Annotated in this window: 27 protein-coding genes; 17 read left to right on the top strand and 10 right to left on the bottom strand. The window is 58.2% G+C overall.

The window, feature by feature from the left end; all coding sequences use genetic code 11:
* Positions 1–77: 77 nt before the first annotated feature.
* Complete coding sequence (locus tag WBG04_RS19610) at positions 78–1,022, top strand: DnaJ C-terminal domain-containing protein (protein ID WP_424316411.1); 945 nt, start codon at positions 78–80, stop codon at positions 1,020–1,022.
* Positions 1,023–1,207: 185 nt separating this feature from the next.
* Here WBG04_RS19610 and WBG04_RS19605 read toward each other — a convergent pair whose 3' ends face one another.
* The 4 genes from WBG04_RS19605 to WBG04_RS19590 form a co-directional block, all read right to left on the bottom strand.
* On the bottom strand, positions 1,208–1,765 hold the full coding sequence (locus WBG04_RS19605; RefSeq protein WP_424316410.1) for a rhodanese-like domain-containing protein: 558 nt from the start codon (positions 1,763–1,765) through the stop codon (positions 1,208–1,210).
* A 154-nt stretch (positions 1,766–1,919) separates the two neighbouring features.
* Positions 1,920–3,095: a sodium ion-translocating decarboxylase subunit beta gene (locus WBG04_RS19600; protein ID WP_424316470.1), complete on the bottom strand. Its 1,176-nt coding sequence runs from the start codon at positions 3,093–3,095 to the stop codon at positions 1,920–1,922.
* 77 nt (positions 3,096–3,172) lie between these two features.
* Positions 3,173–4,957: a biotin/lipoyl-containing protein gene (locus tag WBG04_RS19595; RefSeq protein WP_424316409.1), complete on the bottom strand. Its 1,785-nt coding sequence runs from the start codon at positions 4,955–4,957 to the stop codon at positions 3,173–3,175.
* Between the two features lie 33 nt (positions 4,958–4,990).
* A complete protein-coding gene (locus tag WBG04_RS19590; protein ID WP_424316408.1) occupies positions 4,991–5,221 on the bottom strand; it encodes an OadG family protein in 231 nt (76 codons plus the stop codon).
* A gap of 527 nt (positions 5,222–5,748) precedes the next feature.
* Between WBG04_RS19590 and WBG04_RS19585 the strand changes: the two genes are divergently transcribed.
* The 7 genes from WBG04_RS19585 to WBG04_RS19555 all read left to right on the top strand — a co-directional run bounded on the left by WBG04_RS19585 (position 5,749) and on the right by WBG04_RS19555 (position 10,822).
* Complete coding sequence (locus WBG04_RS19585) at positions 5,749–6,090, top strand: ArsR/SmtB family transcription factor (protein ID WP_424316407.1); 342 nt, start codon at positions 5,749–5,751, stop codon at positions 6,088–6,090.
* Positions 6,087–7,355 (top strand): type III sulfide quinone reductase, selenoprotein subtype, encoded by a 1,269-nt coding sequence (gene sqr / locus WBG04_RS19580; protein ID WP_424316406.1) that lies wholly within the window; start codon positions 6,087–6,089, stop codon positions 7,353–7,355. Before WBG04_RS19585 ends, sqr begins: the two co-directional genes overlap by 4 nt.
* A gap of 28 nt (positions 7,356–7,383) precedes the next feature.
* Positions 7,384–7,698: a TusE/DsrC/DsvC family sulfur relay protein gene (locus WBG04_RS19575; RefSeq protein ID WP_424316405.1), complete on the top strand. Its 315-nt coding sequence runs from the start codon at positions 7,384–7,386 to the stop codon at positions 7,696–7,698.
* A gap of 51 nt (positions 7,699–7,749) precedes the next feature.
* Entirely contained in the window at positions 7,750–8,244 is a 495-nt protein-coding gene (locus WBG04_RS19570; protein WP_424316404.1) for a DsrE/DsrF/DrsH-like family protein, read from the top strand.
* Positions 8,245–8,388: 144 nt separating this feature from the next.
* Entirely contained in the window at positions 8,389–9,675 is a 1,287-nt protein-coding gene (locus tag WBG04_RS19565; protein ID WP_424316403.1) for an OmpP1/FadL family transporter, read from the top strand.
* A 75-nt stretch (positions 9,676–9,750) separates the two neighbouring features.
* Entirely contained in the window at positions 9,751–10,227 is a 477-nt protein-coding gene (locus WBG04_RS19560) for a peroxiredoxin family protein (protein ID WP_424316402.1), read from the top strand.
* A gap of 7 nt (positions 10,228–10,234) precedes the next feature.
* Positions 10,235–10,822 carry a redoxin domain-containing protein gene (locus WBG04_RS19555; RefSeq protein WP_424316401.1) on the top strand — a complete coding sequence of 196 codons (588 nt, stop codon included), beginning with the start codon at positions 10,235–10,237 and terminating at the stop codon, positions 10,820–10,822.
* A 22-nt stretch (positions 10,823–10,844) separates the two neighbouring features.
* On the opposite strand, the gene WBG04_RS19550 is transcribed toward WBG04_RS19555, so the two are convergent.
* Positions 10,845–11,972, bottom strand: a complete 1,128-nt coding sequence (locus tag WBG04_RS19550; RefSeq protein ID WP_424316400.1) for an FAD-binding domain-containing protein — start codon at positions 11,970–11,972, stop codon at positions 10,845–10,847.
* The gene (locus WBG04_RS19545; RefSeq protein WP_424316399.1) at positions 11,969–12,946 is read right to left on the bottom strand and encodes an ADP-ribosylglycohydrolase family protein; all 978 of its coding nucleotides are present in this window, start codon (positions 12,944–12,946) and stop codon (positions 11,969–11,971) included. The genes WBG04_RS19550 and WBG04_RS19545 overlap by 4 nt, the downstream gene beginning before the upstream one ends.
* A 110-nt stretch (positions 12,947–13,056) precedes the next feature.
* Between WBG04_RS19545 and WBG04_RS19540 the strand changes: the two genes are divergently transcribed.
* Entirely contained in the window at positions 13,057–13,413 is a 357-nt protein-coding gene (locus WBG04_RS19540; RefSeq protein ID WP_424316398.1) for an ArsR/SmtB family transcription factor, read from the top strand.
* Between the two features lie 30 nt (positions 13,414–13,443).
* Here the strand turns inward: WBG04_RS19540 and WBG04_RS19535 are convergent, their stop codons facing one another.
* From WBG04_RS19535 to WBG04_RS19520, 4 genes are read right to left on the bottom strand one after another with little or no spacing between them, the layout of a single operon-like run.
* A complete protein-coding gene (locus WBG04_RS19535) occupies positions 13,444–15,393 on the bottom strand; it encodes a hypothetical protein (RefSeq protein WP_424316397.1) in 1,950 nt (649 codons plus the stop codon).
* The gene (locus WBG04_RS19530; RefSeq protein ID WP_424316396.1) at positions 15,371–15,787 is read right to left on the bottom strand and encodes an ExbD/TolR family protein; all 417 of its coding nucleotides are present in this window, start codon (positions 15,785–15,787) and stop codon (positions 15,371–15,373) included. Before WBG04_RS19530 ends, WBG04_RS19535 begins: the two co-directional genes overlap by 23 nt.
* A 12-nt stretch (positions 15,788–15,799) precedes the next feature.
* Positions 15,800–16,291, bottom strand: coding sequence for an ExbD/TolR family protein (locus tag WBG04_RS19525; RefSeq protein WP_424316395.1), 492 nt, complete (start codon positions 16,289–16,291; stop codon positions 15,800–15,802).
* Complete coding sequence (locus tag WBG04_RS19520; protein WP_424316394.1) at positions 16,284–17,027, bottom strand: MotA/TolQ/ExbB proton channel family protein; 744 nt, start codon at positions 17,025–17,027, stop codon at positions 16,284–16,286. The genes WBG04_RS19525 and WBG04_RS19520 overlap by 8 nt, the downstream gene beginning before the upstream one ends.
* Positions 17,028–17,266: 239 nt before the next feature.
* Between WBG04_RS19520 and WBG04_RS19515 the strand changes: the two genes are divergently transcribed.
* The 8 genes from WBG04_RS19515 to WBG04_RS19480 form a co-directional block, all read left to right on the top strand.
* The gene (locus tag WBG04_RS19515; RefSeq protein ID WP_424316393.1) at positions 17,267–18,625 is read left to right on the top strand and encodes a nicotinate phosphoribosyltransferase; all 1,359 of its coding nucleotides are present in this window, start codon (positions 17,267–17,269) and stop codon (positions 18,623–18,625) included.
* Positions 18,622–20,550 carry an NAD(+) synthase gene (nadE, locus tag WBG04_RS19510; protein ID WP_424316392.1) on the top strand — a complete coding sequence of 643 codons (1,929 nt, stop codon included), beginning with the start codon at positions 18,622–18,624 and terminating at the stop codon, positions 20,548–20,550. The genes WBG04_RS19515 and nadE overlap by 4 nt, the downstream gene beginning before the upstream one ends.
* A gap of 5 nt (positions 20,551–20,555) precedes the next feature.
* Complete coding sequence (locus WBG04_RS19505; RefSeq protein WP_424316391.1) at positions 20,556–20,987, top strand: NUDIX domain-containing protein; 432 nt, start codon at positions 20,556–20,558, stop codon at positions 20,985–20,987.
* Positions 20,988–21,087: 100 nt separating this feature from the next.
* The gene (locus WBG04_RS19500) at positions 21,088–21,777 is read left to right on the top strand and encodes an NUDIX hydrolase (RefSeq protein WP_424316390.1); all 690 of its coding nucleotides are present in this window, start codon (positions 21,088–21,090) and stop codon (positions 21,775–21,777) included.
* A gap of 7 nt (positions 21,778–21,784) precedes the next feature.
* Positions 21,785–22,423 carry a bifunctional nicotinamidase/pyrazinamidase gene (pncA, locus tag WBG04_RS19495; RefSeq protein ID WP_424316389.1) on the top strand — a complete coding sequence of 213 codons (639 nt, stop codon included), beginning with the start codon at positions 21,785–21,787 and terminating at the stop codon, positions 22,421–22,423.
* Complete coding sequence (locus tag WBG04_RS19490) at positions 22,420–23,625, top strand: hypothetical protein (protein WP_424316388.1); 1,206 nt, start codon at positions 22,420–22,422, stop codon at positions 23,623–23,625. The genes pncA and WBG04_RS19490 overlap by 4 nt, the downstream gene beginning before the upstream one ends.
* A gap of 5 nt (positions 23,626–23,630) precedes the next feature.
* Positions 23,631–24,566: an ADP-ribosylglycohydrolase family protein gene (locus tag WBG04_RS19485; protein WP_424316469.1), complete on the top strand. Its 936-nt coding sequence runs from the start codon at positions 23,631–23,633 to the stop codon at positions 24,564–24,566.
* Positions 24,563–24,922 (top strand): ADP-ribosylglycohydrolase family protein (locus tag WBG04_RS19480; protein ID WP_424316387.1); only part of this gene is annotated, 360 nt, incomplete at its 3' end. The genes WBG04_RS19485 and WBG04_RS19480, both read left to right, overlap by 4 nt.

Here is a 24,922-nt window from a genome sequence, read left to right as displayed (position 1 = left end):
TCGGGTGTTTGCTTCGAGCCACTCGACAAGGGCGCTTGGATGTGTCTGGTTAGGGCCAGCAAGTTCTCAGAAGCTCAGTGGAATATAAGGATTACTACAAGGTGCTCGGTGTTGACCGGGAGGCGACGGAGGCGGAAATCAAGAAGGCTTTCCGCAAATTGGCGCGGACCCATCATCCGGATGTCGCCAAGGACAAGACGGCTTCGGAGGCGAAGTTCAAGGAGATCAACGAAGCTTATGAGGTGCTTGGTGATGCGACGAAACGCAAGCGCTACGATGAGATGGGCCCGGGCTGGAACCAGCAGGGTGGAGGCGCCTATGGAGGTGCTTCGAGTTGGGGAGGGGGAGCAGAGGAGTTCGAGTTCGAGGGCACGGGCTTCAGTGATTTCTTCGAACGCTACTTCGGGGCACGTGGCCAGCGAGCGGGAGCGGGTGCCTACGGTGGGCGTCCCGGAGGTTATGGCCCACGAAAGGGTCGGGATATCGAAGGGGACATCATGGTGACGCTGACGGAGGCAATGGAAGGCTCGATGCGGACGATCTCGCTGCGGCAGGCTGATCCGCGGACCGGCGAGAGTCATTTGCGGGAAATCCAGGTAAGGATTCCAGCGGGCATCGGTGCGGGTCAGAAATTGCGGGTCGCGGGCCACGGCGGCGATGGCTCAGGAGGAGGTGAGTCCGGTGACCTTTATCTGCGGATCCGGATCGCGGCGGATCCCGATTTCCGGGTGAAGGGGCACGACCTCTATTGCGACCTCATGCTTGCCCCATGGGAAGCGGTGCTCGGCGCGACGATTTCGGTCCGTTTGCCCGGCGGAAAGTCGGTGCAGGTGAAAATTCCCGCTGGAACGGGCTCGGATGATCAGCTTCGGCTTCGCGGCTATGGCCTGCCGAAAAAATCGGCACCGGGTGACCTCTACGTGGTGATCACGTTAGCTGTGCCTGAAAGCCTGAGCTCAGAGGAGCGCGCGTTGTGGGAGAAGCTGCGTGAAACCTCGAAGTTCAAGCCGAGGGAAGCTTGATCGAATCCAGTTCGTTCAGCGTTGGATGGACATTTCCTGTGGATTGGAGTCGCGGCGTTGATGGTGACGGGTGCCAATTCGGAGATGGCGTACTCTGGCAGCCACCGAGTCATCTCCGGCGACCCCGCCGATGATCAGGAGGCGTATCGATCTTCTGACTCTTTCCAGATTCCCGACTCAAGAACTTAGGTGCTGCAACTGGTCTGACAGCGGACAGTCCCACGGTTCCATGGCATTTTGGCGAGTAGTAGCGCGAGGCCACACCAACCCGTTGAGCCGGCAAGAATGAGGCCGGCTCCGAGGAACGCGGGGAGGATGGCGAAGATTGGATTAATGAAGATCGCCAGCAAAGATCCAGTGAGAGCGAGCACGCCGATGATCAGCTGAACTTGGTTCATCAAGGGAAGAACTCTGCGTTCCGTGCGCTCGACGGGAAGGCCAGAGCGTTCCCAAGCATCGATGCCACCATCGACAATCGAGAAGTTCTCGAATCCATTAATGGCAAGGATGTCGGCCGCTTTCGCCGCCCTTTTGCCGCTCAAGCAAAGCAAGTAGTGGTGCTTCGACGGATCGAGTTGGCTCAAGGAATCCTTGAGTTGATCGAGTGGGAGATGTTTTGAGTTGGTGAGACGTTTCTCGGAAAATTCAACGCCGGTACGGACGTCGAGGATGACATTCTCACCGTCACGGCTTTTCTCAAAGGCAGACTGGGGTGGAACGGAAGGGGCTGTGGAGGTGCTCATAAGTAACTATATTCCGAATAAAGAATAAAAGGAGCGGATGTCCAAGAAAAAGTCGAGGGATGCGTTTCTTCATCCGGCTGATCCGCACGGGAAGGAGGGATCCTGTCCGCCATTGAGCGGAGCTGGTCCCGAATGGCACAAACGCTTGAATTCTTCAACCGCCTCCGACCAGCGCGAGGAGGATGCCTGCGGCGACGGCGGAACCGATGACTCCGGCAACATTGGGACCCATGGCATGCATCAGCAGGTAGTTCTGCGGGTTGGATTCCAATCCGAGCTTGTTCGAAACGCGGGCTGCCATGGGTACGGCAGAGACACCAGCGGATCCGATCAGTGGATTGATTTTGTCCCTGCAAACGAGGTTCATCAATTTGGCCAGTAGAACGCCGGAGGCGGTGCCGATGGAGAAGGCAATGAGACCGAGCGCGATGATGCCGAGAGTTTCGGGCTTGAGGAACTTATCGGCAGCCAACTTCGAGCCGACTCCCAGTCCCAGTAAGATGGTGACGATATTGATCAACTCGTTGGCGGCCGTTTTCGAAAGCCTTTCCACGACGCCGCATTCACGAAACAGATTGCCGAGCATGAGCATGCCGATCAGGGGCGTGGCCATGGGTAGGAGTAGGATGCAGAGAACGAGCACCGAGAGCGGAAAGACGATCTTTTCCATCTGCCGAACGTGCCGGAGCTGTCTCATTTCGATTCCTCGTTCTTCCTTGGTGGTCAGCAGGCGGATGATCGGCGGCTGGATGATCGGAACGAGCGCCATGTAGGAATAGGCGGCGACGGCGATGGCACCCAGCAAATCGGGTGCGATCTGGCCCGCAAGGAAGATGGCGGTGGGGCCATCGGCACCTCCGATGATGCCGATGGCACTGGCATCCTGTAGGGAGAAATTGATGCTCTCGAAGGCTCCGGAAAGAGCCAGTGCCCCTATGAGCGTGCTGAAAATGCCGAGTTGGGCTGCGGCACCCAGCAGGGCGGTCTTGGGATTGGCGAGTAGCGGTCCGAAGTCGGTCATCGCCCCGACGCCCATGAAGATGAGCAAGGGGAAGACGCCGGAGGTGATGCCGACATCGTAGATTAGCCCGAGGAAGCCCATGGCCTCCGAATCGGCGATACTGGCGTAGGGAATGTTGGCCAGGATTCCACCAAAACCGATCGGGATCAGCAGGAGCGGTTCGAATTTTTTCGCGATGCCGAGATAGATCAGCAGCAAGCCGACGACGATCATCACAAGATTCTTGCCGCCGCCATGGACGAAGCCGTGGATGCCGGTGCTCGTCCAAAGGCTCTCCAATTTTGAAGCCTCGGTCCCTTCAGCGGCCATCGCGGCAACTGGCATCAGAACCATGCCAAGCATGGCAACTGCCAGCGTGGTCATCCAGAATTTGCGTGAGCTATTCATCAGTCCAAGGTGGCGAGAGTTTGTCCAGCAACGACATGATCACCCTTGCTGACTTTGATTTCCGAAATCGTTCCGGTGATGGGTGATGCGACCGCCATCTCCATCTTCATGGCTTCAAGCATGATGACGGTTTCTCCTTCTTGGGCGACATCGCCCTGGCGTTTCCTGATTTCCAAAACGATCCCCGGCATCGGCGCCTCAAGTGGGGTGCTGGAACCTGATGCCGCCGCTGCGTGATCCTGGCCCTCACTGATCGAGACATCGTAGGCGCGACCGTTGACCGTCGCCTGGTCGCCGTGGAACTCGACGGCGAATTTCTCACCACCCACGGTCACCGTGAGTTTGTCGGGAACATTTCCTTCGCTTGCCGCGACGTGTTCCTTGCTGATCTTGCGGACATTGGTCTTCATCTCACCTTTGAGGAACGAGATGCCCTTCGCGCCACAAGCGGCGACGATGAAAATGTTTTCCTCGGTGATCGGAAGCTTCTCTTCCCTGAGCTTGGCTTCGGCCGGAGCCAGTCCCTTGGCAGGATTGCGTTCATCCATTTCAAGCGGGCTTTCGGTGGTGGGCTCCATGCCCATCTTCTCGGCGGCTCTGCGGACGATTTCAGGATGCGGTGGCACCGGTGTCTTGCCGAAATAGCCGAGCACCATCTTTCCGTAGCCATCGGCAAATTTCTCCCACTTGCCGAACATCACGTTGTTGAAGGCCTGTTGGAAATAGAACTGGCTGACGGGGGTCACCGAAGTGCCGAATCCGCCAAGACGCACGACTTCGCCCATCGCTGCGATCACTTCGGGATAGCGGTCCATGATGCCGTGATCCCGCATCATCTGGGTGTTGGCGGTCAGCGCTCCACCGGGCATCGGGCTCCATGGGATGAGCGGTTCGACCGCTTTCGCTTCGGGCGGCATGAAGTAGTCGGCCATGCAGTCCTTGAAGACTTCCTCGGCGACCATCACCCTTTCAATATCGAGGTCGAGTTCGTAGTCGGAGCCGCGCAGGGCATGCCACATCGAAGCAACATCGGGCTGGCAGGTGCCGCCGGAGCAGGGAGCCAGGGAGAGGTCGATCTGGTCGATGCCGGCATCGATCGCGGCCTGGTAGCAGATCACGCCGGTGCCTGCGGTATCGTGAGTGTGAAAAACGAGGCGCGTGCCTTCCGGGAGTCGTTTGCGAGCGGCCTTGACGGTCTCGTAGATCATCGAAGGATAGGCGGTTCCGCTGGCATCCTTGAAACAGACCGAGGTGAAGGGAATCTCGGCGGCGAGGATGTCGTCGAGGGTCTTGGCATAAAATTCGGCATCATGGGCGCCGGTGCAACCTGGCGGCAGCGCCATCATCGTCACGCAGACCTCGTGATTGAGGCCGTGCTTGGTGATGGATCGACCGGAGTCGACCAGATTGTTGACGTCGTTGAGCGCATCAAAGTTGCGGATCGTCGTCATGCCGTGCTTCTTGAAAAGCTTGGCGTGGAGGTCGATGACGTCGCGCGGCTGGGAGTCGAGGGCGACGACGTTGATGCCACGGGCGAGGGTCTGGAGGTTGGCATCGGGACCGGCCTTCTCGCGGAAGGTGTCCATCATGTCGAATGCGTCCTCGTTTGAGTAAAAGTAGAGCGACTGGTAGCGGGCGCCGCCGCCGGCTTCGAAATGTCGGATCCCGGCATCGCGGGCAGCCTCAACCGCGGGCATGAAGTCCTTGGTGAAGACGCGGGCTCCGTAGGCGCTCTGGAATCCATCGCGAAACGCGGTGATCATTACTTCGATTTTCTTGGCCATGGGATTGATGGGGTTGAGGGTTGCTCATGAACGCTACGAGCCGCGTCGGGCGCGATAGGCTGCGGCGAGCGCGACCGCCTGTTTTTCTGACGAGTGGACGGGTTTCACTCCAAGACCGGGTTTGCTTGGTTCCGGATCGGGAAAGAGCTTGGAGAAACGGGCGAAGAATCGGCCACTCAGATGCATGAATCCAACGAGGAGAATGAGGAAGGCGAAGACCACACTCATTCCGACCAGCATCAATTCGAATCCTTCCGTGATCATCTTAGGTTCTCCAGGTTTGGGTTGGAGCAGGTTGTAGGTTGATGCAGACAGGGAAGATTGGGATCCTCTGATCCCGTTGGAATAGTCTTGTTAGAGATCTCCCAATCAAGCATCGGACATGATTCGCCAAACTTTGGAACATGTCCAGCTGCGAGAAAAAACGAGGGGAAAATAGCAAGGAAGGGGCATGTGATTAAAAATCGAAACTCCAGGCGTGGGTAGAAGATAGCAGTGCGTCGGTTTTGGCGTGGATGGCCAGCAGATGACGATCGCGTCGCCAGGTCCCACAGAATTTCAGGTGAGAAAAAATCGCGAAACAAGGTGATCCGCGGAGCTATGAACGGCTTCCGTTGACCTCCGGTCAGGTGGGGGAGGTGGAGATCGCATTGAGTCGGGGATTACAAAATCCTCGACGGCTAACGCTCCGTTACTCGGAGAGGTTTGAAACCAATAAAGCAAAATATGCGCATCTTCACGGAGGGAATGAGAAGACGCTTCATCAATTGTTCACTTTATTAGGTATTGAAATGACTAAGGAGGAACTTCAAGCGATCAAGGACGAGTTCGAGCAGAACCAAAGTGTCTGTCAGCACGTCGTCGAGTTGTGCCACTTGTTGTCGAACAAGGCACGCTTCCGGATCGTCTGCACTCTCATGCATGGCGAGGCCTGTGTTCAGGACATCGCGGACGTGGTGGGTGATAGTCAGCTTTCCAACATCTCCCAGCAGCTTCGGGTCTTGCGGCTCGCCGGCATTGTGGAGAAGCGGCGGGACAAGAAGCAGATCCACTACCGGGTCTCCGACCCCCGGGTGGGGGCCCTGATCGAATTTCTCCGCGCCAACTATCTTGAACCTACTCAGACCTCATGAAAAAGAACTTTTTGATTCTCGGTGCCGGCACGGCTGGCACGATCATGGCCAACCACATGCGTCGGAAACTAGATCTGACCAAGTGGCAGATCACCTTGCTCGACAAGGATGCCGAGCACTATTACCAGCCCGGCTTCCTCTTCATGCCCTTTGGCATCTATTCGGAAGAAGATATCGTCCGTCCCAAGCGGAAGTTCATCGGTCGCGGCGTGACCTATCTTCAGGTACCGGTGGAACGCATCGATGCCGGTGCCAACCGAGTTCAACTGGCGACCGGTGATTCCATTTCCTATGACGTCCTGGTGGTGGCCACCGGCACTGCTCCTGCTCCGGAGGAAACGGAGGGCATGACGGGCTCCGACTGGCGCGACAAGGTGCATGAATTCTATACTTTTGAAGGCTCGCGTGCTTTGCGCGGTGCCTTGCAGGAGTTCAAGGGTGGCCGACTCGTCGTCCATATTTGTGAGATGCCGATCAAGTGCCCGGTGGCTCCGCTCGAGTTTGCCTTCCTCGCCGATGCCTGGCTTTCCGAGCACGGACTGCGGGATAAGACCGCGATCACTTTCGTGACTCCACTCTCCGGCGCCTTCACCAAGCCCGTGGCCTCGAAAATCCTGGGTCACCTGCTCGAAGACAAGAAGATCAATGTGGTCACCGATTTCAGTATCGCCAGGGTCGACAATGAAGATCACAAGATCGTCTCGTGGGATGAAAAGGAAGTGCCCTACGACCTCTTGGTCACGGTGCCGACCAATATGGGGGATCCGATGATCGAGCGCTCGGGTCTGGGCGATGAGTTCAACTACGTGCCGACCGACAAACACACGCTGCAGTCCAAGGCTCACAAGAATATTTTCGTGATCGGCGATGCCACGGATGCACCGACATCGAAGGCCGGGTCTGTTGCTCACTTTGAAGCCGAGGTACTCACCGAAAACCTCCTCGCCTTCATCGACGGTAAGCCACTGGAGACTCACTTCGATGGTCACGCCAACTGCTTCATCGAGTCCGGCAAGGGCAAGGGCTACCTGCTCGATTTCAATTACGAACAGGAACCTGTGACCGGAAAGTTTCCGGTGCCTGGAATCGGTCCGATGTCGTTGCTCGATGAGTCACGGCTCAACCACATGGGCAAGATGGCCTTCAAGTGGATCTACTGGAACGTCCTGCTCCAGGGGCTGCCGATTCCGATGGTCGGGCACAAGATGTCCATGGCCGGAAAGAATATCCCGAAGGAGGAGAAAGTTCCCGTCGCTTCCGAATGATTTCACCAACACCAAACCAATCAAAGCCATGTCAATTACCAGTATCAACGGAGATGTTGTCTCGCTCAATGAAGAAGGCTACATGACGAATCACTCGCAGTGGAGCCGTGAGGTCGCTGTGGGGCTCGCCGAAAAGGAAGGCATCACCCTGACTGAAGCCCATTGGAAGGTCCTCGACTTCATTGACAAGGACTTTGGAGAAAAGGGAGTCGTCCCCGGCATGCGCCGCATGAACAAGGTTGGCGGTATTCCGACCAAAGAGCTTTACGCGCTGTTCCCCAACGGTCCGATCAAGAAGGCGGCCAAGATCGCAGGCTACCCGAAGCCCGCCAGCTGCGTGTGACGGGAGCACTCCCGGTATCAGCCACCAATTCAACTCCAACCACTCAATGTCATGTCTGATGAACCCATCAAGAAAGTCTCGATCATCGTCTCGCGGGGATCCCTCGAGGGTATTTATCCGGGGCTGATCATGGCCAATGGCGCCCGCATGGAGGGCATCGAGGCCAATCTGTTTTTCACCTTCTTCGGACTCTACGGAATCCTGACGAAGTACATGAACGGCCTCAAGGTCGCGACCGTTGGGAATCCGGCGATGCGCGTCCCCGACGCCAAGGGTTTCCCGCTTCCCACCTGGATGGGATCCCTTCCCGGCATGTCGGCATTCGCCACCTACATGATGAGCAAGGAAATGGACAAGCTCGACATCCCTCCGGTCGGCGAGTTTATCGAAATGATCTCGGATGCCGGTGGTAAGATCTTCGCCTGCAAGGCGACCGTGGACATGTTTCATCTAACAGAAGCGGACTTCTGCCCGCAGATGGATCGTGTCCTCACGGTTGGAGAGTTCTACGAACTTTCCGCCGGATCCCAGATTATCTTTACCTGATAGAAAACGGGTGGACGCCGTGGGCGTGACCATCCCAAACCGCCGGCCATGCCGGCACTCCAATGTGCCCCAATCCTACAGCATGCGTGTCGCGACCTTCGGGCCGCCCCACGCATTCTTTATTTCAACCAAGCAACCAGAGCCATGAAAACGAATAAGAGACTCATGGCCGTAACCGCGATCGGTCTCGGCCTCACCAACCCAGCATGGGCAACCAATGGCGATTACCTGATCGGTATTGGTCCCATTTCACGTGCCCTTGGCGGGACCGGCGTTGCCGCTCCGCAGGATGCGATCAGTGCGGTGTTCTCCAACCCAGCGGCGATGTGCCTCAGTCCGGTGTGTGCCGAACCTCAGGCGGACTTCGCGTTGACCTTCTTCATGCCCAAACCGGAAGGTTATATCAGCAACAGTCGGGGAGTTTATGGCGGGGAAAGCCATGATTCGATCTACCCGATTCCCGCGCTGGGTCTGTCGTTTCCCATCGGCGATGGAGCGACGCGCTGGCGGGCCGGTTTCTCGATCTACGGTGTCAGTGGTCTCGGGGTGAACTACCGTCAGACCTCGCTGAATCAACCGGGCTTCTTCAACTTCGGACCGGGGGGCACGGCACCTTTGGCGAGCGGTGAATACACGGATCTGGCGATCATGAAGATGGCACCGTCGATCGCCTACGCGGTTTCTCCCGAGCTTTCCTTGGGTGCTTCCTTTCACGTCGACTACGCCACGCTTGACCTCGGGCAGGGCCGGAAGAACGACTTCGGCTTTGGTGTGCAACTCGGGGTGGTCTGGAAGCCGGTCAAGGATTGGTCGTTTGGGCTGACTTACATTTCACCCCAGTCGACGACCTTCGACAATGTCGCGTTCTTTGATGCCAACCCCACACCTGACTCACTCGAGCTTGAGATGCCGCACCAAGTGGCGGTCGGTGTGGCGTGGACCGGTTTTGACGATCGCTTGCTGATCGAGCTGGATGGCCGCTGGCTGAACTGGTCCGATGCGGCGGGATACAAGGATTTTGATTGGGATGATGAGTGGGTGATCGCGCTTGGCGTCCAATACTCGCTGATCCCCCGCAAGCTCTGGCTGCGCGCCGGCTACAACTATGGGACCAATCCGGTCAAGAATCATAGCGGATGGAATGGTGCCTTCGGTCCGGGCATGGACGTGGTGAACGTGCAGGGTAAAAACATTCCCCGCTACTACTATGAAAGCTTCCGGGTCATTGGATTCCCTGCGGTGGTCGAGCATCACCTGAGTCTTGGTGTGGGCTGGCAGATCAATGATTGTCTGACTTTCAATGTGGCGTGGGTACACGCCTTCAGCAACAGCATCACCGAAAGCGGAACCGATCCCTTCGGTCAACCGACCACTTTGAGTTCGACGCTTTCCGAAGATACGGTCGATCTTGGGCTAAGTTGGAAATACTAAGACGACGAGCCGCTCTCCGGGAGCTCTTCCGGGGAGCCTTCTTGCATTCCCTACAATTAAGAACATCTTTTTGCGATGAGCCGTATCTTTCTCCTGATGGCCGTGGTGCTGGGTTGGTCGGTGACTGGTTGCTCGACCTCCGGCGACTCGTCTGCGGCTGGTCTTGCTCCGGCTGGGTCCTTCCTTCAAACGAATGCGCCTATCGCCGTGGTCGACTTTTTCGACATGTACTGTCACACTTGTCAGACTGAAGCTTCCCATGTCAACGAACTCCAGCGTGCGGTGAATAGCCGGGGCATGGGTTCCAAAGTCCAGTTCTATGCGGTTGGTTGGGGCAATTCCCCTTTGGAGGCCGAGACGTATCGCAAGCGTTTCAAGGTGCCGTTTCCTGTTATTTCGGACCGTGATTTGGCGATCTCGAAACGCTATGGATCGTTCCGCCCGCCGCTGCTGATTGCGCTGCGGCGGGAGGGCGGGACGTGGAAGGAGTTCTACCGGACTCAACACGTCATGGGGCGCACCGATGAGATTCTCAACGCGATCCTACCATGATACGGCCATGAGAAAGCATCCTCTCCTTTTTGCCGCAGGGCTGTTGTTTGCCTCATGCGCGAACCACGATACCCCGGTGCCATCGTCGATGGTCTACGATCCGGGAAAACTTGAGCCGATTGATTCGCGACTTGCGGTATCGGTGGGGCAATTGGCGCCGGACTTCACGCTGCCATCCCTGTCTGGTTCGCCGGTCCGCCTCTCTTCTTATCGAGGGAAGAAGAACGTGGTAATTTCGTTCGTACCCGCTGCCTTTACACCGGTTTGTTCGGCGCAGTGGCCGGGCTACAGCCTCGCCTACGACCTGCTTGAGCAGGAGGACACCGTGATGCTCGGCATCACCACCGACAACGTGCCGACGCTGCATGCCTGGACCAGTCAGATGGGGGAGCTTCGTTTCGAGGCGCTCTCCGACTTCTGGCCCCATGGCAAGGTGGCCTCCGAGTATGGAGTCTTGCGCTCGGATGGAACGACCGAGAGGGCGCTGTTCCTGATCGACAAGAAGGGAATCATCCGTTGGATCGATGTGCACGACATCAACAAGCGCCCACCACTCGAAGATCTGGTGGAACGGCTTTCCCTGCTCGAGGAATGATGTCAAAAATCGGGGACCGCTTTTAAAAGAGCTCCGGTTGGGCTTCGCCTGCAAGAGATCGATGGAGCTCGGGAAGAGACTTCTTCAGCTTGAAAAAACCCGCAGTGGCCATTGGCCAGAGGCGGCGGTCCCAGTTATTGACGAAGAAATGAATGGGAGCGTCGATGCCGTTCAGGACACCGCTCCAGGGGCCTGTCGTTGGTTTGATGCAGGTGATGTGCTCAAGGTTTTCGCGGGTGATCCAGTCGGAAATGGCGGAGCCGGAATCACCTTCGAGAAGGCATGCTTCGAGGCGGAGCCGGGTATCATGGATCGCGCCTTCGAGAAAGGGAGTATGAACGGCAGGCATCAGGATCGCGGTGGAGGCGATCGGGCCGAGCTTGGAAGGCTCGGGTGAAAGATCGTCCGGTGAGATCAGGAGTCCGACTCGCCCGGATGGTGTTGGATTTTCGGCGATGCTCAGCGGTTCACGTTGGTAGCTTCGATCAAGCGGAAGTGGCTTGGCCGATTCGTTGAGCTGACCGTGAGGATTGAATCGTCCCGAAGTGTATTTCTCGATGTTCCATGCCCGGGCCAGATAGTGCTTCCCCGGGGTGTGGAGACCGGCCACCCAGCGCCATGACAGGGTGTTCGAGGCGGGATCCGCATCCATGAGATGACGCATGAAGAAGTCGGTGCCAAGTTGCCAGGGAAGCTGTAAGGTGAAGATCCAGATCGAGGCAAACCACATGCGGGTGTGGTTGTGGAGGTAGCCGTATTCGATGAGTTCCTTGGCCCAGGCGTCGAAACACTCGAGTCCGGTGCGTCCTTCGATGGCCTGCTGGTAGGCCCCGGCCTTCGGCAGAATCGAAAGATCGTGGAGATAGTCGGACCAAACGGCAGGGCGCATTTCCAACCAGCCTTTCCAGTAGGTGCGCCAGGCGATCTCCTGGAGAAACTTTTCCGCGGAACGAGGGCTGTGGTAATCGAGAACCCGTTTACTCACCTCCTCTTCCGTGATCAGGCGGTGGCGGATGTAGGGGGAAAGCATCGAGATGTTCGACCGGTCTCCGGGGCCGTGGTCAAAATTACGATGACTGGCGTACTTGGATCCCGCCCGGGGAAGGAATGCCTCAAGCCGTTCGATAGCGGCAGCGCGTGTCGGGGTCATGCGGCTGGGACTGCTTGGGATACGAGGCCGTCGATCCATTCCGGGGCGATGCCATTTGCCGCGCCGAGTAGGGATCCGACCACGGCGCCGCGATGGCAATTGTCGCCGCCAACCATCGCATTGGCGGTGATTCCAGCATCGAAGTTGTCATGGTATTTCCACGCAAGATAGAGGGAGGCGGGCATCGATTCGGCGATGTAACAAGCGGGACTGTAGCGCTGGCCGATGATGGTCGTGTCCGGCTGGCTGCTCCATTTCTCGGCTTTGGTTCCGGAGATCCAGTCACCGGCTTCACGCTGGATGGCTTCACGTAGCGGGATGCCTTCGGCGATCCGGAAAAGCAGCCGGCTGAGGGTGTCGGCCGCCCGGAGCACGTTGGCGTGGGAGTGGGTGAGGCCGACGTGTTCCTTCACCTGCTTGCGGAGCTCTGGCAGATCGAGATCCCGGAGAACGAAGCACAGTGCAGGTACCTGGGCGAGACCGCCGATGTGTTCGTCGCGGATCGAACATTTCCGGAGTGGCTTGCCCTTGGCGTAGTTGGTGAAGAATCCGCGATGATACTCTTCGAGGTAGGTGTCGCGATGCCAGCCCGGCGTGAGCATGACCTCGGCATAGCGATCGAGCCACTGGTCGGCATCGTAGCCGCCATTTGCGATGGAGAAGCGGACAAGCTCGGTGGCGAGTTGGTAGTTGAGGGTGTTCTCACCGGCTTTGAGGAACTGGTGGTAGTGGATGCCCCTTACCCCCCAGTAGCGCGCCTGATCGTGAAGGATTTCGCCTTTCTCATTCAGCGCTTCATAGTGGGAGCGCCAGAGGATGGAGCCCGAGTGCGGATTCCGGGGGGCGAGGTAGTGGCTGACTTGGCCGTATTCATCGATCAGGGCGCTGCGGTCGTAATACCAATGCACGGGCATGGAAAGGGCATCGGCGGCGAGCGAGCCGAGGTAGGCGTTTTGCCAGGGAGAATCCGTCATGATCCAAATTGGTCGGGATCCGTCCGGGCGCAAGCCGGAGTCACTCGGCGGAGGGAAGCGGTTGACCCCGGGTAAATCCCATGGTTTCATATATTCCAAGCTAAGAATATATGAGTCCGAAAGTGAAGTCCCGCTCGAAGAAGACAAAGCTCTCAGCAGAAGCCCTGGCGCTCGTCGCTGAGACTTTCCGCGCCCTGAGTGATGCGGGACGGCTGGCGCTGCTTCAGGAATTGAAAGAGGGGGAGCGAATGGTCGGGGAGCTGGTGGAAGCGACCGGGATGGGTCAGGCCAGTGTTTCCAAGCATTTGAAGACAATGTTCGATGCGGGGCTGCTTTCCCGGCGCAAAGAGGGGGTGAAGGTTTTTTATGGCGTAAAGGATGAGCTGGTTTTTGCGCTTTGCCGACTTGTCTGTGGCAAGCTCGACGGGGATCAGAAGGGCCGGGGAGAAGTCGATTTCAGTATCTAGGACTGGACGTTGGTGCCGGCGGTTCGAAGGCTACTTCGAGATCTGGTCGGGGGGGCAGAGGAGGACGGAAAACTCGCAGAGCGTCGGACTGTTCTCGATCCGGGCGAGGAACTTGTTGAATCCCTTTTTGAAGCGGATGACGCGGAAGCCTTCGTCGAGGTTCCACGCGCTCTGGCCCTGATCCTCCCAGACGAGCTTGTCGTTGACCCACATGCGGGCGGCGTCATCGGTGGCGATGGCGACAAGCATCTCCGCGGCTTCCTCAAAGTAGACTTCGGTGTAGGCGTAGTAGGTCGAGCGCGCCTGTTCGTTGGGCGGTGTGATCCGCATGATGTCGCTTTGGACGAATTGCCATTTGAGCGGGTGGCGCTTGTCGCTGTTAGGAGCGATGGGTTTGCCGTCGGAATACTCGGCGTCGAGGTCGATGGTGACTTCAGGAGGATGGGCAATCTCGTAGTTGAGCTGGCCATGATTTTCCCACGGTCCGATGACATACCACGTATCGATGAAGAGCCATCCCTGGCGGGTGCTGTCGTTGCGGAAGCGGCGGCCGGGAAGCGCCTTGGCCTTGATCGTCGAGACCGGGACTTTGGATCGAAGTCCTGCAGTCGCATCGAGATCGGTGCGTGACTGGGAGCGAAAGGCAGTTCCGCCCCCGCCGCTGCGGTTGCGACTGGTCTTGCTGCTATCGCCGCCCCGTTTGCCGGCGGCGCCCTGGCTGTTTCCGCTACCCTGTCCCTGAGGCGATCCGGCCTTTGAGGCCTGGAAGGCTGTGGCGCTGCGGCCGACCTGGTTCTGGCTGCCCGCTGCGGCTGCTTGCTGGCCCATGTTCATCGCCTTGACCCAGTTGCCGGTCACCTGCTGAGTCTTGGCCGCTTGAGCATCGCGGAAGTTCTGGAGGTCCTTGATGGTCGATGGTCCCGAGGATGACTCTCCAACAGGGGCAGAGTCTGCCTGAACGGATGCGGTTTCGTTTGCCTGTCCCGATTTCGACGAAGCTGCGCCGGCCATGGCCTGGGTGATCTTCGCCATGGCTGAGTCGAACGAGCTGCCTTCGATCTGGGCCATTTCGGAAGCGCGCATTTCTGCGAAGCTCTGGGCGGTCGTCTGTTCGAGCGCGGCGGCTTCCGCGACGAGTTCGTCGAGACTCATGCTTTCGGGATCGGCCTGCCCGTCGGACGGGGTCTCGGAAGGGACACCACTGAGATCGTTGACGGCGGCGAGCTCGGCTTCGGTGGTGAGGATCTGCTCAAGCTGGGCAAGATACTCATCGACCCGTGTCACGACGCCGTTCGAGTCATGGACAAAGAGGCCGTATTTCTCGCGTTCCTGTTCGTCGGTGATGGCCTCGTCCTTGATCAAGGTGATCTTTTGCTGAAGCGAATCACGGATGTCCAGGGCGAGTGAGGAGAGCGTGCGGGTGTCCTTCCATTCGTTGCCCTCGAGGTAGGCGGCCGTGGCATCTCGCAATGCGACGCAGGCAGGACGGGTGGACTGCGCGAGGGGAAGCTGGCTGCGCACCTGCAGGTGGCCGGATGCCTCGACCACTGCCTCGGCGAGGGACAGGAGGTCGGTGATTCTTGCGCTGTTGATGTCATCGAGGCTGCGCTCCGCGAGGCGGGTCAAGCTCAGGTCGCGCTCGGTGTTGATTCGCTCCTTGATCTCGCGCATCTCACGGACCTTCTTGGCTACTCTGCGCACTTCCTTGGCCTCGGCTTTCTTGCGCAATGTTTCGGCGTCCTCTTCCTTGAGAGCGACTTTCTCCCGACGCTTGCGCTCCTCTTCGAGGCGCTGCTTTTCGCGTTTTTCAACCTCGGCCGCACGGAGTTTGACCTCTTCCGGGTTCACGCTCATCGAGCTGGTGCGCAGCGGGGCGGCGAACCACAACAGCGCGAACAGGCCCACCTGTACGGCGAGCGAAATCCACAGCACGGTGCGACGGCGCGGCGAGCCGTTCCTAACGTCGGTTGTAGTGCTCATCGTAGGTTCGGATGCCGACATTGGCGAGGTTGTTGAATTCGCAAAGGTCGAGGACTTCGACGACGCGGTGAAGCGGGGTGGCTTCGTCCGCGTCGAGCCGGATGTACTGGTCGGTGTTGTCGATTCCCACCTCGCGGAGTAGCAGATGAAGCTGGTTGAGGGTGGTTTCCTCGCCATCGACGAAAATCGAGCCAGCCGTATCGACACCGATGACGAGGAAGTCATCGCTCGGCACGACCTTCGCCGCGGAAGTGGACTGAGGGAGAAGGATTTCGATGTCCCGGTTCTCCTTCCGCGTCATGGTGGAAACCAGGAAGAAAATGAGGAGCAGGAAGACGCAGTCGATGAGCGGGGACATCGAGATTTCGGCTTCTTCTTCGTCGAGGAGTGACATGGGATGTTGGAGTTACTGGTTTCCGAGCCGTTCGTCTTCGGTGCCAAGGTGCTGGCGCGTCTTCACCGAAACCCGGCTGAATCCCTGAAGCGTGCAAAGGTCGAGGGCATCGATGGCTTTCTGAAAGGGGGCGTCGCGATGGGCATTGATCAGGAGCGGTTGTTCGAGAACGGATGGCCCACGAGTGTCGACCAATGACTTGAGGTGGCTGGCCAGGTCGGCAAGGGGAAGCCAGACGTAGGAGCCATCCTTGTCGCGGGCTTCTGCGGGTAAGGTTGGTTCTCCCTTCGAATCGAGCCCGATGACGATCGTATCTTCGGCAACAAGCGCGGCGACCGATGCGGTGCCGTCGGGCAGGTCGACCTGGATCTGCTTTTCCTTTCGCTTGAGAATGGATGTGGCGAGGAAGAAGATCAGGAGCAGGAAGACGCAGTCGATGAGAGGGGACATCGGGACATCCGCCAGTTCATCCGCAGCGTTGGTTTTACGTCGTCGCCTACTCATGGGATGGCTCGTTGGTTTTTTCGACGGGTGTGAGAAGCCAGGCGTTGACCAGGCGTTCGAAGTCTTCGTCGAGCTGGATCGCACTGGCGTTGGTCCTCGACTTGATCCAATGGTAGATGACGAGGTTTCCAATGGCGATGATCAGACCGACGGCGGTGGTGATCAGGGCTTTCGAGATGCTGCCGGCGAGCATCGAGGCACCGCCATCGTCGCCGTAGACTTCGACCAGTTTGAACGACTCGATCATGCCGATCATCGTGCCGAGCAATCCGAGGAGGGGGGCGAGAGCAGCGACGACCGCGAGCGAGTAGTTTTTCTGTGCCTGACGTTTCAACTCGCGGGTGGCGATGTCCTGAGCTCCGGGGATGAGCAGGTCCGGTGAGGTGTCGCGATGCCCCACGAGAAACTCGATCATACGGCTCAGGGTGCTGGGCTGGCTGCGACATGTGGAAAGAATGCCGTCGTAGTCCTGCTTGGACCAGAGCGGGGCAACCTTGGTGGCGAGGCCATCGGGTGAAATGAAGCGACTGCGGGAGGCAAGCGTCCGCTCGACCGCGAAAGTGATTCCCGCCATCAGCAGCGCGATGAGAGCGACGGAAGTCAGGCCGCCTTTGAGAATCTCGGCAAACCAATCGACTTCCACCGTGACCTCTGAAGACTCCTGGGCATGGAGGATGCCGGTCAGGAGAAAGGTGATTCCAATGGAGGTGCGGATGATGGGTTGGATGGGTCTCATGAGTTGGTTCTTTGGAGCCTGGAAGGGTCAGGAGTCCCTTACGCAAGCTCGATTGAGAATTGATCACGATTCTGCAATTTAATGCAATAGCGGGCTTATAAAAGTGTTTCGGTATCGCGATTCTTCGGTAGCTGATCTCGTAGGAAGCAGGTGATGGCTTTTCCCCGAACCCTTGTGGAGCAATCGATTTTCTGAATTTCTGCTTGTTAGTGTAAAAAATACACTATAAGGACTTGGGCATGCACTCGCCCCTTTTGACGGATCTCTATCAGCTGACCATGGGTTATGGATACTGGAAGTGTGGATTGGCCGAACGGGAGGCGGTCTTTCACCTGTTCTACCGGCGGGCTCCTTTCGGGGGAGATGCGGCGATTGTGGCAGGAACCGGACCGGCGGCGGACTTTTTGAACGAGCTGAAGTTTGATCGTGACGAACTGCAGTTCCTTGCCGGGTTGACGGGTGCGGATGGAGCTCCCTTGTTTGATGCCGGCTACCTGGACTATCTCCGGGATCTTGAGTGGGACCTTGAGGTTGACGTCATTCCTGAAGGTGAGATTTCGCTGCCGCATGAGCCATTGATGAGAATCAAGGGGCCGCTGATTCAATGCCAGTTGGTGGAGACGGCTCTGCTCAATATCGTGAACTTTCAGACGCTGATTGCGACCCAGGCGGCGAGGATCTGTGCGGCGGCTGGAGGCGACGATGTGTTCGAGTTTGGTTTGCGGCGGGCTCAGGGACCCGACGGTGGTTTGTCGGCGAGCCGTGCGGCCTATATCGGCGGCTGTGCGGCGAGTTCGAATGTCCTCGCGGGGATGAAGTTCGGGATTCCGGTGAAGGGGACGCACGCTCATAGCTGGGTGATGAGTTTTGACAGTGAGCGCGAGGCCTTTGATCGCTATGCCGAGGCGATGCCTAACAATGCGGTGTTTCTCGTCGATACCTACGACACCCTCAAGGGTGTTCAGAATGCGATCGAGAGCGGTCGGAGACTTCGCGAGAAGGGTCACGATCTGCTGGCGATCCGATTGGATTCGGGTGACCTCGCGGGCCTCAGCATTGCGGCGCGTGAGCTGTTGGATGAGGCGGGTTTCGAGGAGACGAAGATCGTCGCGAGCAATGATCTGGACGAGGAGTCGATTGTGGAACTCAAGAAAAAGGGCGCCAGAATCGATGTCTGGGGCATTGGCACACGCTTGGTGACGGCAAGCGTCCAGCCTGCGCTCGGCGGTGTTTACAAGCTCGGGGCCATTCGCGATGCCGGGGGTGCATGGAAGTACCGGATCAAGCTTTCGAACGATCTGATCAAGGTTTCGAATCCGGGTATTCTTCAGATCGAGAGGACTCGTGATGCCGATGGCCATGTGGTCGGTGATCGGCTTTGCAACGAAGCCGATGGTATCGCGGAAGGTGAGCGGCTTCTCGTGCCGGCGGTGCGGAAGGGGCGGCGGGTGCTGGCGGATGAACCCGTCGCTGTGATTCGTGACCGGGCGATTGCCGGCTGGCGCGGGCTCGCCAAACGGATTCCCGTATTGGAAATTGATCCGGCACTCGAGCAAACCAAGCGCGAGCTTCTCGTCGCCAACGGATTCAAAGCATGAACATCATTCGACTCGCTACTTCGTCGGTTAATCAGGTCCCTCTCGATTGGAAGGGGAATTTGGAGCGCCTGGGCGATTGCATCAAGGCGGCGCGAGGCGAAGGCGCGGCGATGCTATGTTTGCCTGAACTCGCGATCACTGGCTACGGCTGTGAGGATCTCTTTTTGGCGCGGGCGACGGCTGACATAGCCCTCGATCAGCTGCAGAAGTTGATGGCGGAGACGGAAGGGATGGCGGTTGCTGTCGGTCTTCCGCTTTGGCATCACAATGCGGTCTATAACGTGGTGGCGCTGGTGATTGATCGGGCGCTGGTCGGATTTTATGCCAAGCAGAACCTTGCGGGTGATGGACTGCACTACGAGCCGCGCTGGTTCCGGCCATGGCCGCCGGGTTTGGCAACGGTCACCGAAGTTGGCGGTATTTCGGTTCCGTTAGGCGATATTTGTTTCGACGTGGGAGGCGTGCGGATCGGCTTTGAAGTCTGCGAGGACGCCTGGGTGGCGGACCGACCAGGGCGCGAGCATACGAAGATCGGGGTCGATGTGATCCTGAATCCGAGTGCGAGTCATTTTGCTTTCGGCAAACAGGAGATCCGCGAGCAGTTCGTGCAGGAAGGCTCGCGTGCGTTCGGGGTCGCCTACGTTTATGCGAACCTCCTTGGGAACGAGGCAGGCCGAATCATCTACGACGGAGGTAGTATGATTGCGACCGGGGGCAGGCTGGTGGCCTCGGGTCCGAGATTCAGTTTTCGGGAAAGCACGGTGACCTGCGCCGTGGTTGACCTCGATATCAATCGCTTGAGTCAGGCTCGCACTGCTGGTCGGGACTTGGATCCAGGACATCATGGGGTGGTGCAGGTGCCATTCGAATGGCCGGATGAAATGGGTCCTACACTGGCGGATCCACCGTTGAAGTGGACCAAGGAGGACGAATTCACCCATGCCCTGGCGCTGGGGCTGTTCGATTACATGCGGAAGAGCCGGTCGAACGGGTTCGTGGTTTCGCTGAGTGGCGGGGCCGACTCGGCGGCGGTCGCTTGCCTCGTCTATTTAATGCGTGTTCTCGCCGTGCGGGAACTCGGTGAGGAGCGATTTGCCGGAGATTTGGATTACTTTCCTGAGGCTCTGGACATGAAAAAGCTCCTGCTTTGCGTTTACCAGGCAACGGCGAATAGTGGCGATGTGACTGAGAATGCTGCGGCAGAATTGGCGGCTGCGCTCGGGGCGGAGTTCGCCTCGTGGGATGTGCAGCCGGCGGTGGATCACTACATCGCCTTGGCTGAAGGGACGATTGGTCGGAAGCTCGATTGGGAGACCGATGACATTACACTGCAGAACATTCAGGCCCGTGTTCGCGCGCCGGGGATCTGGATGCAGGCAAACATTCGGAATGGCCTGCTGCTTGCCACCAGCAACCGCTCGGAGGCGGCGGTCGGTTATGCCACGATGGATGGCGATACCTGCGGTGGCCTCAGCCCGATCGCAGGGATCGACAAGGATTTCCTGAGACGCTGGTTGCGGTGGCTCGAAACCGAGGGGTCGGAGATGGTTCCGAAGATTCCAGCGCTGGCGGTCGTCAATGTCCAGCAACCAACGGCCGAGTTGAGGCCGGCGGAAGAAGAGCAGACCGACGAAGGCGATCTGATGCCCTATCCGATTCTCGACGCGATCGAGCGCATTGCCATTCGCGATAAGAAGTCGCCGGCTGAGGTGATGCAATTGATTCGCCACCGTTTCCCCGAGTATCCCGTGGAGACCGTCAAGGCCTGGGTCGTGCGCTTTTTCCGTCTCTGGTCGCGGAACCAATGGAAACGCGAACGCTATGCGCCGAGTTTCCATCTCGATGATGAGAATCTCGATCCCAAGACCTGGTGTCGTTTTCCGATCCTGAGCAGTGGCTTCGAGGAGGAGTTGGAGAAACTTTAAAGCTCATGAGTTACCGCTACCAGTATCCACGTCCTGCCGTGACGACAGATGCACTTGTCTTTTCCCGGCATCTTGGTGAGTGGCATGTGCTTCTTATCCAAAGGAAGAATCCGCCCTTCCAGCATCACTGGGCCCTTCCCGGCGGCTTCCTCGACGAGAACGAGGATCCCGATCTTGGAGTAGCCCGGGAGCTGAAGGAAGAGACCTCGCTCGATGGCATTCCGCTCGAGCCGCTCGGATTTTGGGGAAGGCCGGGCCGCGATCCGCGCGGGCATACCGTTTCGCTGGTCTTTTGGGGAGTTGCTGATGGTGGCGTTCTCAATCCTGTTGCGGCAGATGATGCCCAGGCGCTTGAGTGGCATCCCATCGGTGATCTGCCCGAACTGGCATTTGATCATGCCGAAATCATTTCGGTTGGGATCGAGAAGCTTGGATAGGCTACTCAAATCTCCCGCATTGATTGCGCTGCGCGCGACTAAGTGTAAAAACAACACTTTTAGATTGACTTGGTGTAAAAATCACACTATAAGTTCTTGCATGAGCCACACCTACGACTACGCCCGAGCTGCCCTGACCACGGATTGTGTGGTATTCGGGCTCGATGAGGAGGATCTGAAAGTCCTGCTCATTCAGCGTGACATTCCGCCTTTCGAGGGGCGCTGGGCGCTGCCCGGGGGATTTGTGAGGGTAGGTGAAGATCTCGATGCCTGTGCGCGTCGGGAGCTCCGGGAAGAGACCGGCTTGAAGAAGGTTTTCCTCGAACAGCTCTACACCTTCGGAAATCCCAAGCGGGATCCGCGTGAGCATGTGGTGACGGTTGCCTACTATGCCTTGGTCAATTTGATCGATCATGCTCCCAACGCGGATACGGATGCACGGAATGCGGCCTGGTTCTCGTTTGATGACCTTCCGAAGCTCGCCTTCGACCACAATCGCATTCTCGAAACCGCGAGGGAGCGACTCAGGGGGAAGCTCCGCTACGAACCGGTGGGCTTCGAGCTGCTACCCGAGAAGTTCACCCTGACGGAACTCCAGCAGCTCTACGAACGCATCCTCGATGAACCGATCGACAAGCGGAACTTCCGCAAGAAGGCACTGAAGCTCGGGATTCTCGAAGAGACCGACGAGATCCAGAGCGACGTCGCTCATCGGGCGGCGCGACTCTACCGCTTCGACAAGGACAGGTATCAGGCGCTCCTCAAGGAGGGCTTCAATTTCGAACTCTAACCAACTTATGAAAGCACTTCTCATCATCGATATTCAGAACGACTTTCTCCCGGGTGGGAGCCTTGCGGTTCCCGGAGGAGACCAGGTGGTTCCGCGGATCAACGAACTGATGCCGGCTTATGATCTGGTCGTCGCGACCCAGGATCTTCACCCGGCTGAACACGGCAGCTTTGCTGCGAATCACGAGGGACGGCAGCCGGGTGATCTGATTCAGCTCGACGGCCTTGATCAGGTGCTGTGGCCGGTGCATTGTGTCGAGGGAAGTCATGGCGCGGCCTTTTCGGAAAAACTGCTGACCCGACACCTCGACCACATCGTTCCGAAAGGGGGGGATCCGCAAGTCGACAGCTACAGCGGATTCTTCGACAACGACCACCGGCGTGCGACCGGTCTTGGAGATTATCTACGCAGGGAAGGGGTGGACGCGGTGGATATTGCCGGTCTGGCGACGGACTACTGCGTCAAATTCACGGCGCTCGATGCGCTTGCCGAGGGATTCAAGGTCCGTCTGATTCTCGATGCCTGCCGTGGCGTGGATCTCAAGGCGGGGGATATTGATGCGGCGGTGGCTGAGATGAAGGATGCCGGGGTGGAGGTGGTGAACTCGAAAGAGGTGATCAAGGAATTCGAAGCTATTGAGAGATGATTCTTCCCTATACCATCAAAGACGGAGAAGCGGCGATCCTGTGGAGCCCGAAAGGGACCCGGCGGATTGTGCATGGGCCCCGTGTGGTGTTTGCTCCCTTCGAGCGAATCGAAATGCTTGAGCGCTTCGTGGCGAGGGATGCCGAGTATCTGGTGATCCGATTTGCTGACGGGACGACCGAGCATCTTGCGGGTCCCTGCAGCGAGTGGCTCGATCCCTTGCGGCATGCCGGAATCGAGGTGAAGCCGGCGATCGAGCTGGATGGGCATCAGGCGGTCGTGATCTATCGCGAATCGGCGGAGGGAGTTCATCACCGGGTTCTGCGGGGTCCGGCGGTCCATATTCCGCAGCCGAACGAATGGTTGCACCGCTTTCAGTGGCATGGCGACGACGGCAGCGGGCGGAAGGTGCCCGGGGTGCTTCAGTTCGAAAAGCTGCGGGTGATTCCGGATCAGATGTATTTCGATGTCGAAGGTGTTAGAACAGCGGATGAGGCGCTGGTCACGGTCAGGTTGATGGTCTTCTTTGAGCTTGTGGATATCGAGCGGATGCTCGTCCAGACTCACGACCCCGTCGCGGACTTCATCAATGCCCTCAGCTCGGACGTGATCCGGTTCGCAGGTGCTTGTGATTTCGAAGCCTTCAAGTTGGAAGCTGCGAGGCTCAACAATAGGGAGACCTATCAAGAGTTGAACCGTGGGGCCGAGCGGATCGGATATCGGATCAACAAGGTGGTCTATCGTGGGTATCTGGCGCCTCAGAAGCTTCAGGCGATGCATGACCATGCGATCGAGACACGCACGGCGCTGGTGCTTGAGGCAGAGACCGAGGAGCGGCGGCAGGAGATCAATGATTCCCAGCAGGCGCATGATCACGAACGCGCAGCGCGGGATCGTGACGAGCAGCAACGTGCTTTGGATCACCAACTGGAACAGCAGCGCCAGACAAGGCGGGAGCAGCTTGCAGCCGAGAGGGAGAAGGAAAGTCAGGCGCTGGCCCACCTGAAGGGACGGCAGGAAAGCGAGATCACCAATCAGCGCGAGTTGCTGGATCTCAGGATGGAGGAATTTCGAATCCTCCAGGAATCGGGCGCGGACCTCACCGCGATTCTCGTCGCCCGGGAACGCAATCCGGACAAGTTGATCCGGCTGGAGCAGCAATCGCCCACTGGGGCAGGCTTTCATATCCACGAGGCGGTTTAGTTATGATGAAGCTCAATAGAGAAAGATTTCGCGGCGCCCTGCTTGGCCTGGCCTGCGGCGATGCGCTGGGAACGACCGTCGAGTTCAAGCCGCGTGGCACGTTCACTCCCTTGAATGGCATTGTCGGTGGCGGTCCCTTTCGTCTTGAGGCCGGGCAGTGGACCGATGACACCTCGATGGCTCTGTGCCTTGCTGAGAGTCTGATCTCTTGCGAGGGAGTCGACCTGTTGGATCAGTGTGAGCGATACGTCGCATGGTGGCTTCGAGGGGTGAATAGTCCCACGGGGAGCTGTTTTGATATCGGGAACACGGTGAGGGCGGCCTTGGAGCAATTTGAGCTAACAAGCGATCCAGAGTCAGGCTCGACTCACCCTCGAAGTGCCGGGAACGGCAGCATCATGCGGCTCGCTCCGATAGCGATGTTCTTTGCCAACCGTCCGAGTGAGATTTCCGATGCGGCTGCGGCTTCGTCGAGAACAACCCATGGCGCGAAGGAGGCAGTCGATGCGTGTCGGTATTATGCGGCGCTCATTGCCGGAGCGCTTCATGGCGTCTCGAAGGATGATCTGCTTGCACCGGGGTTTAGTGAAAGTTTCTGTGGATTGGATGGATCGGCGCTTGCTCCGGCCATTGCCGGAATTGAGGCAGGGGAATTCAAGGGGAAGAGTCGGGATGAAGTGCGGGGGAGTGGTTATGTGGTTCAGAGTCTCGAAGCCGCCTTATGGGCTTTCTGGAATAGTGAGTCCTTTGAAGAAGGGGCGCTCCTCGCGGTGAACCTTGGAGAGGACGCCGATACCACGGGGGCGGTGTTCGGGCAGATTGCAGGAGCATTTTACGGTGAAGAAGGAATTCCACAAAACTGGCGCGGAATCCTGGCGTGGCATGATCAGATTCAGAGGATCGCCGATCAGTTGCATGCTCTCGCCAAAGTAGTGCCATGAACGTTTCTTCGTCAGATCGGATGACGGGGGTCCTGCTCGGCACGATGGTCGGCGATGCGCTTGGGCTTCCCGCTGAAGGTCTGCGGCCAGATGTGATTCGACGACTTGGTTGGAGTGGGAAGTGGCGGCATCGATTCATCGGGAGTCGGGGGATGGGAAGTGATGACACCGAGCACACGATCATGCTCGCTCAAGCACTGCTCGAATCCGGTGGGGAGGTGAGTCGCTTCACACGCGCGTTCGCTTCCGAGCTTCGGTGGTGGTTGCTTGGGCTTCCGGCAGGGGTTGGCCTTGCGACGGCTCGTGCGATCGTTCGGCTGTGGCTGGGATTCCCTCCGGAAAAGTCGGGTGTCTTC

This window comes from Haloferula sp. (assembly GCF_049672945.1).
Taxonomy (GTDB): domain Bacteria; phylum Verrucomicrobiota; class Verrucomicrobiia; order Verrucomicrobiales; family Akkermansiaceae; genus Haloferula.
The sequence above is the reverse complement of the archived record's forward strand: the minus strand, read 5'-3'. Positions and strand labels throughout refer to the sequence as shown.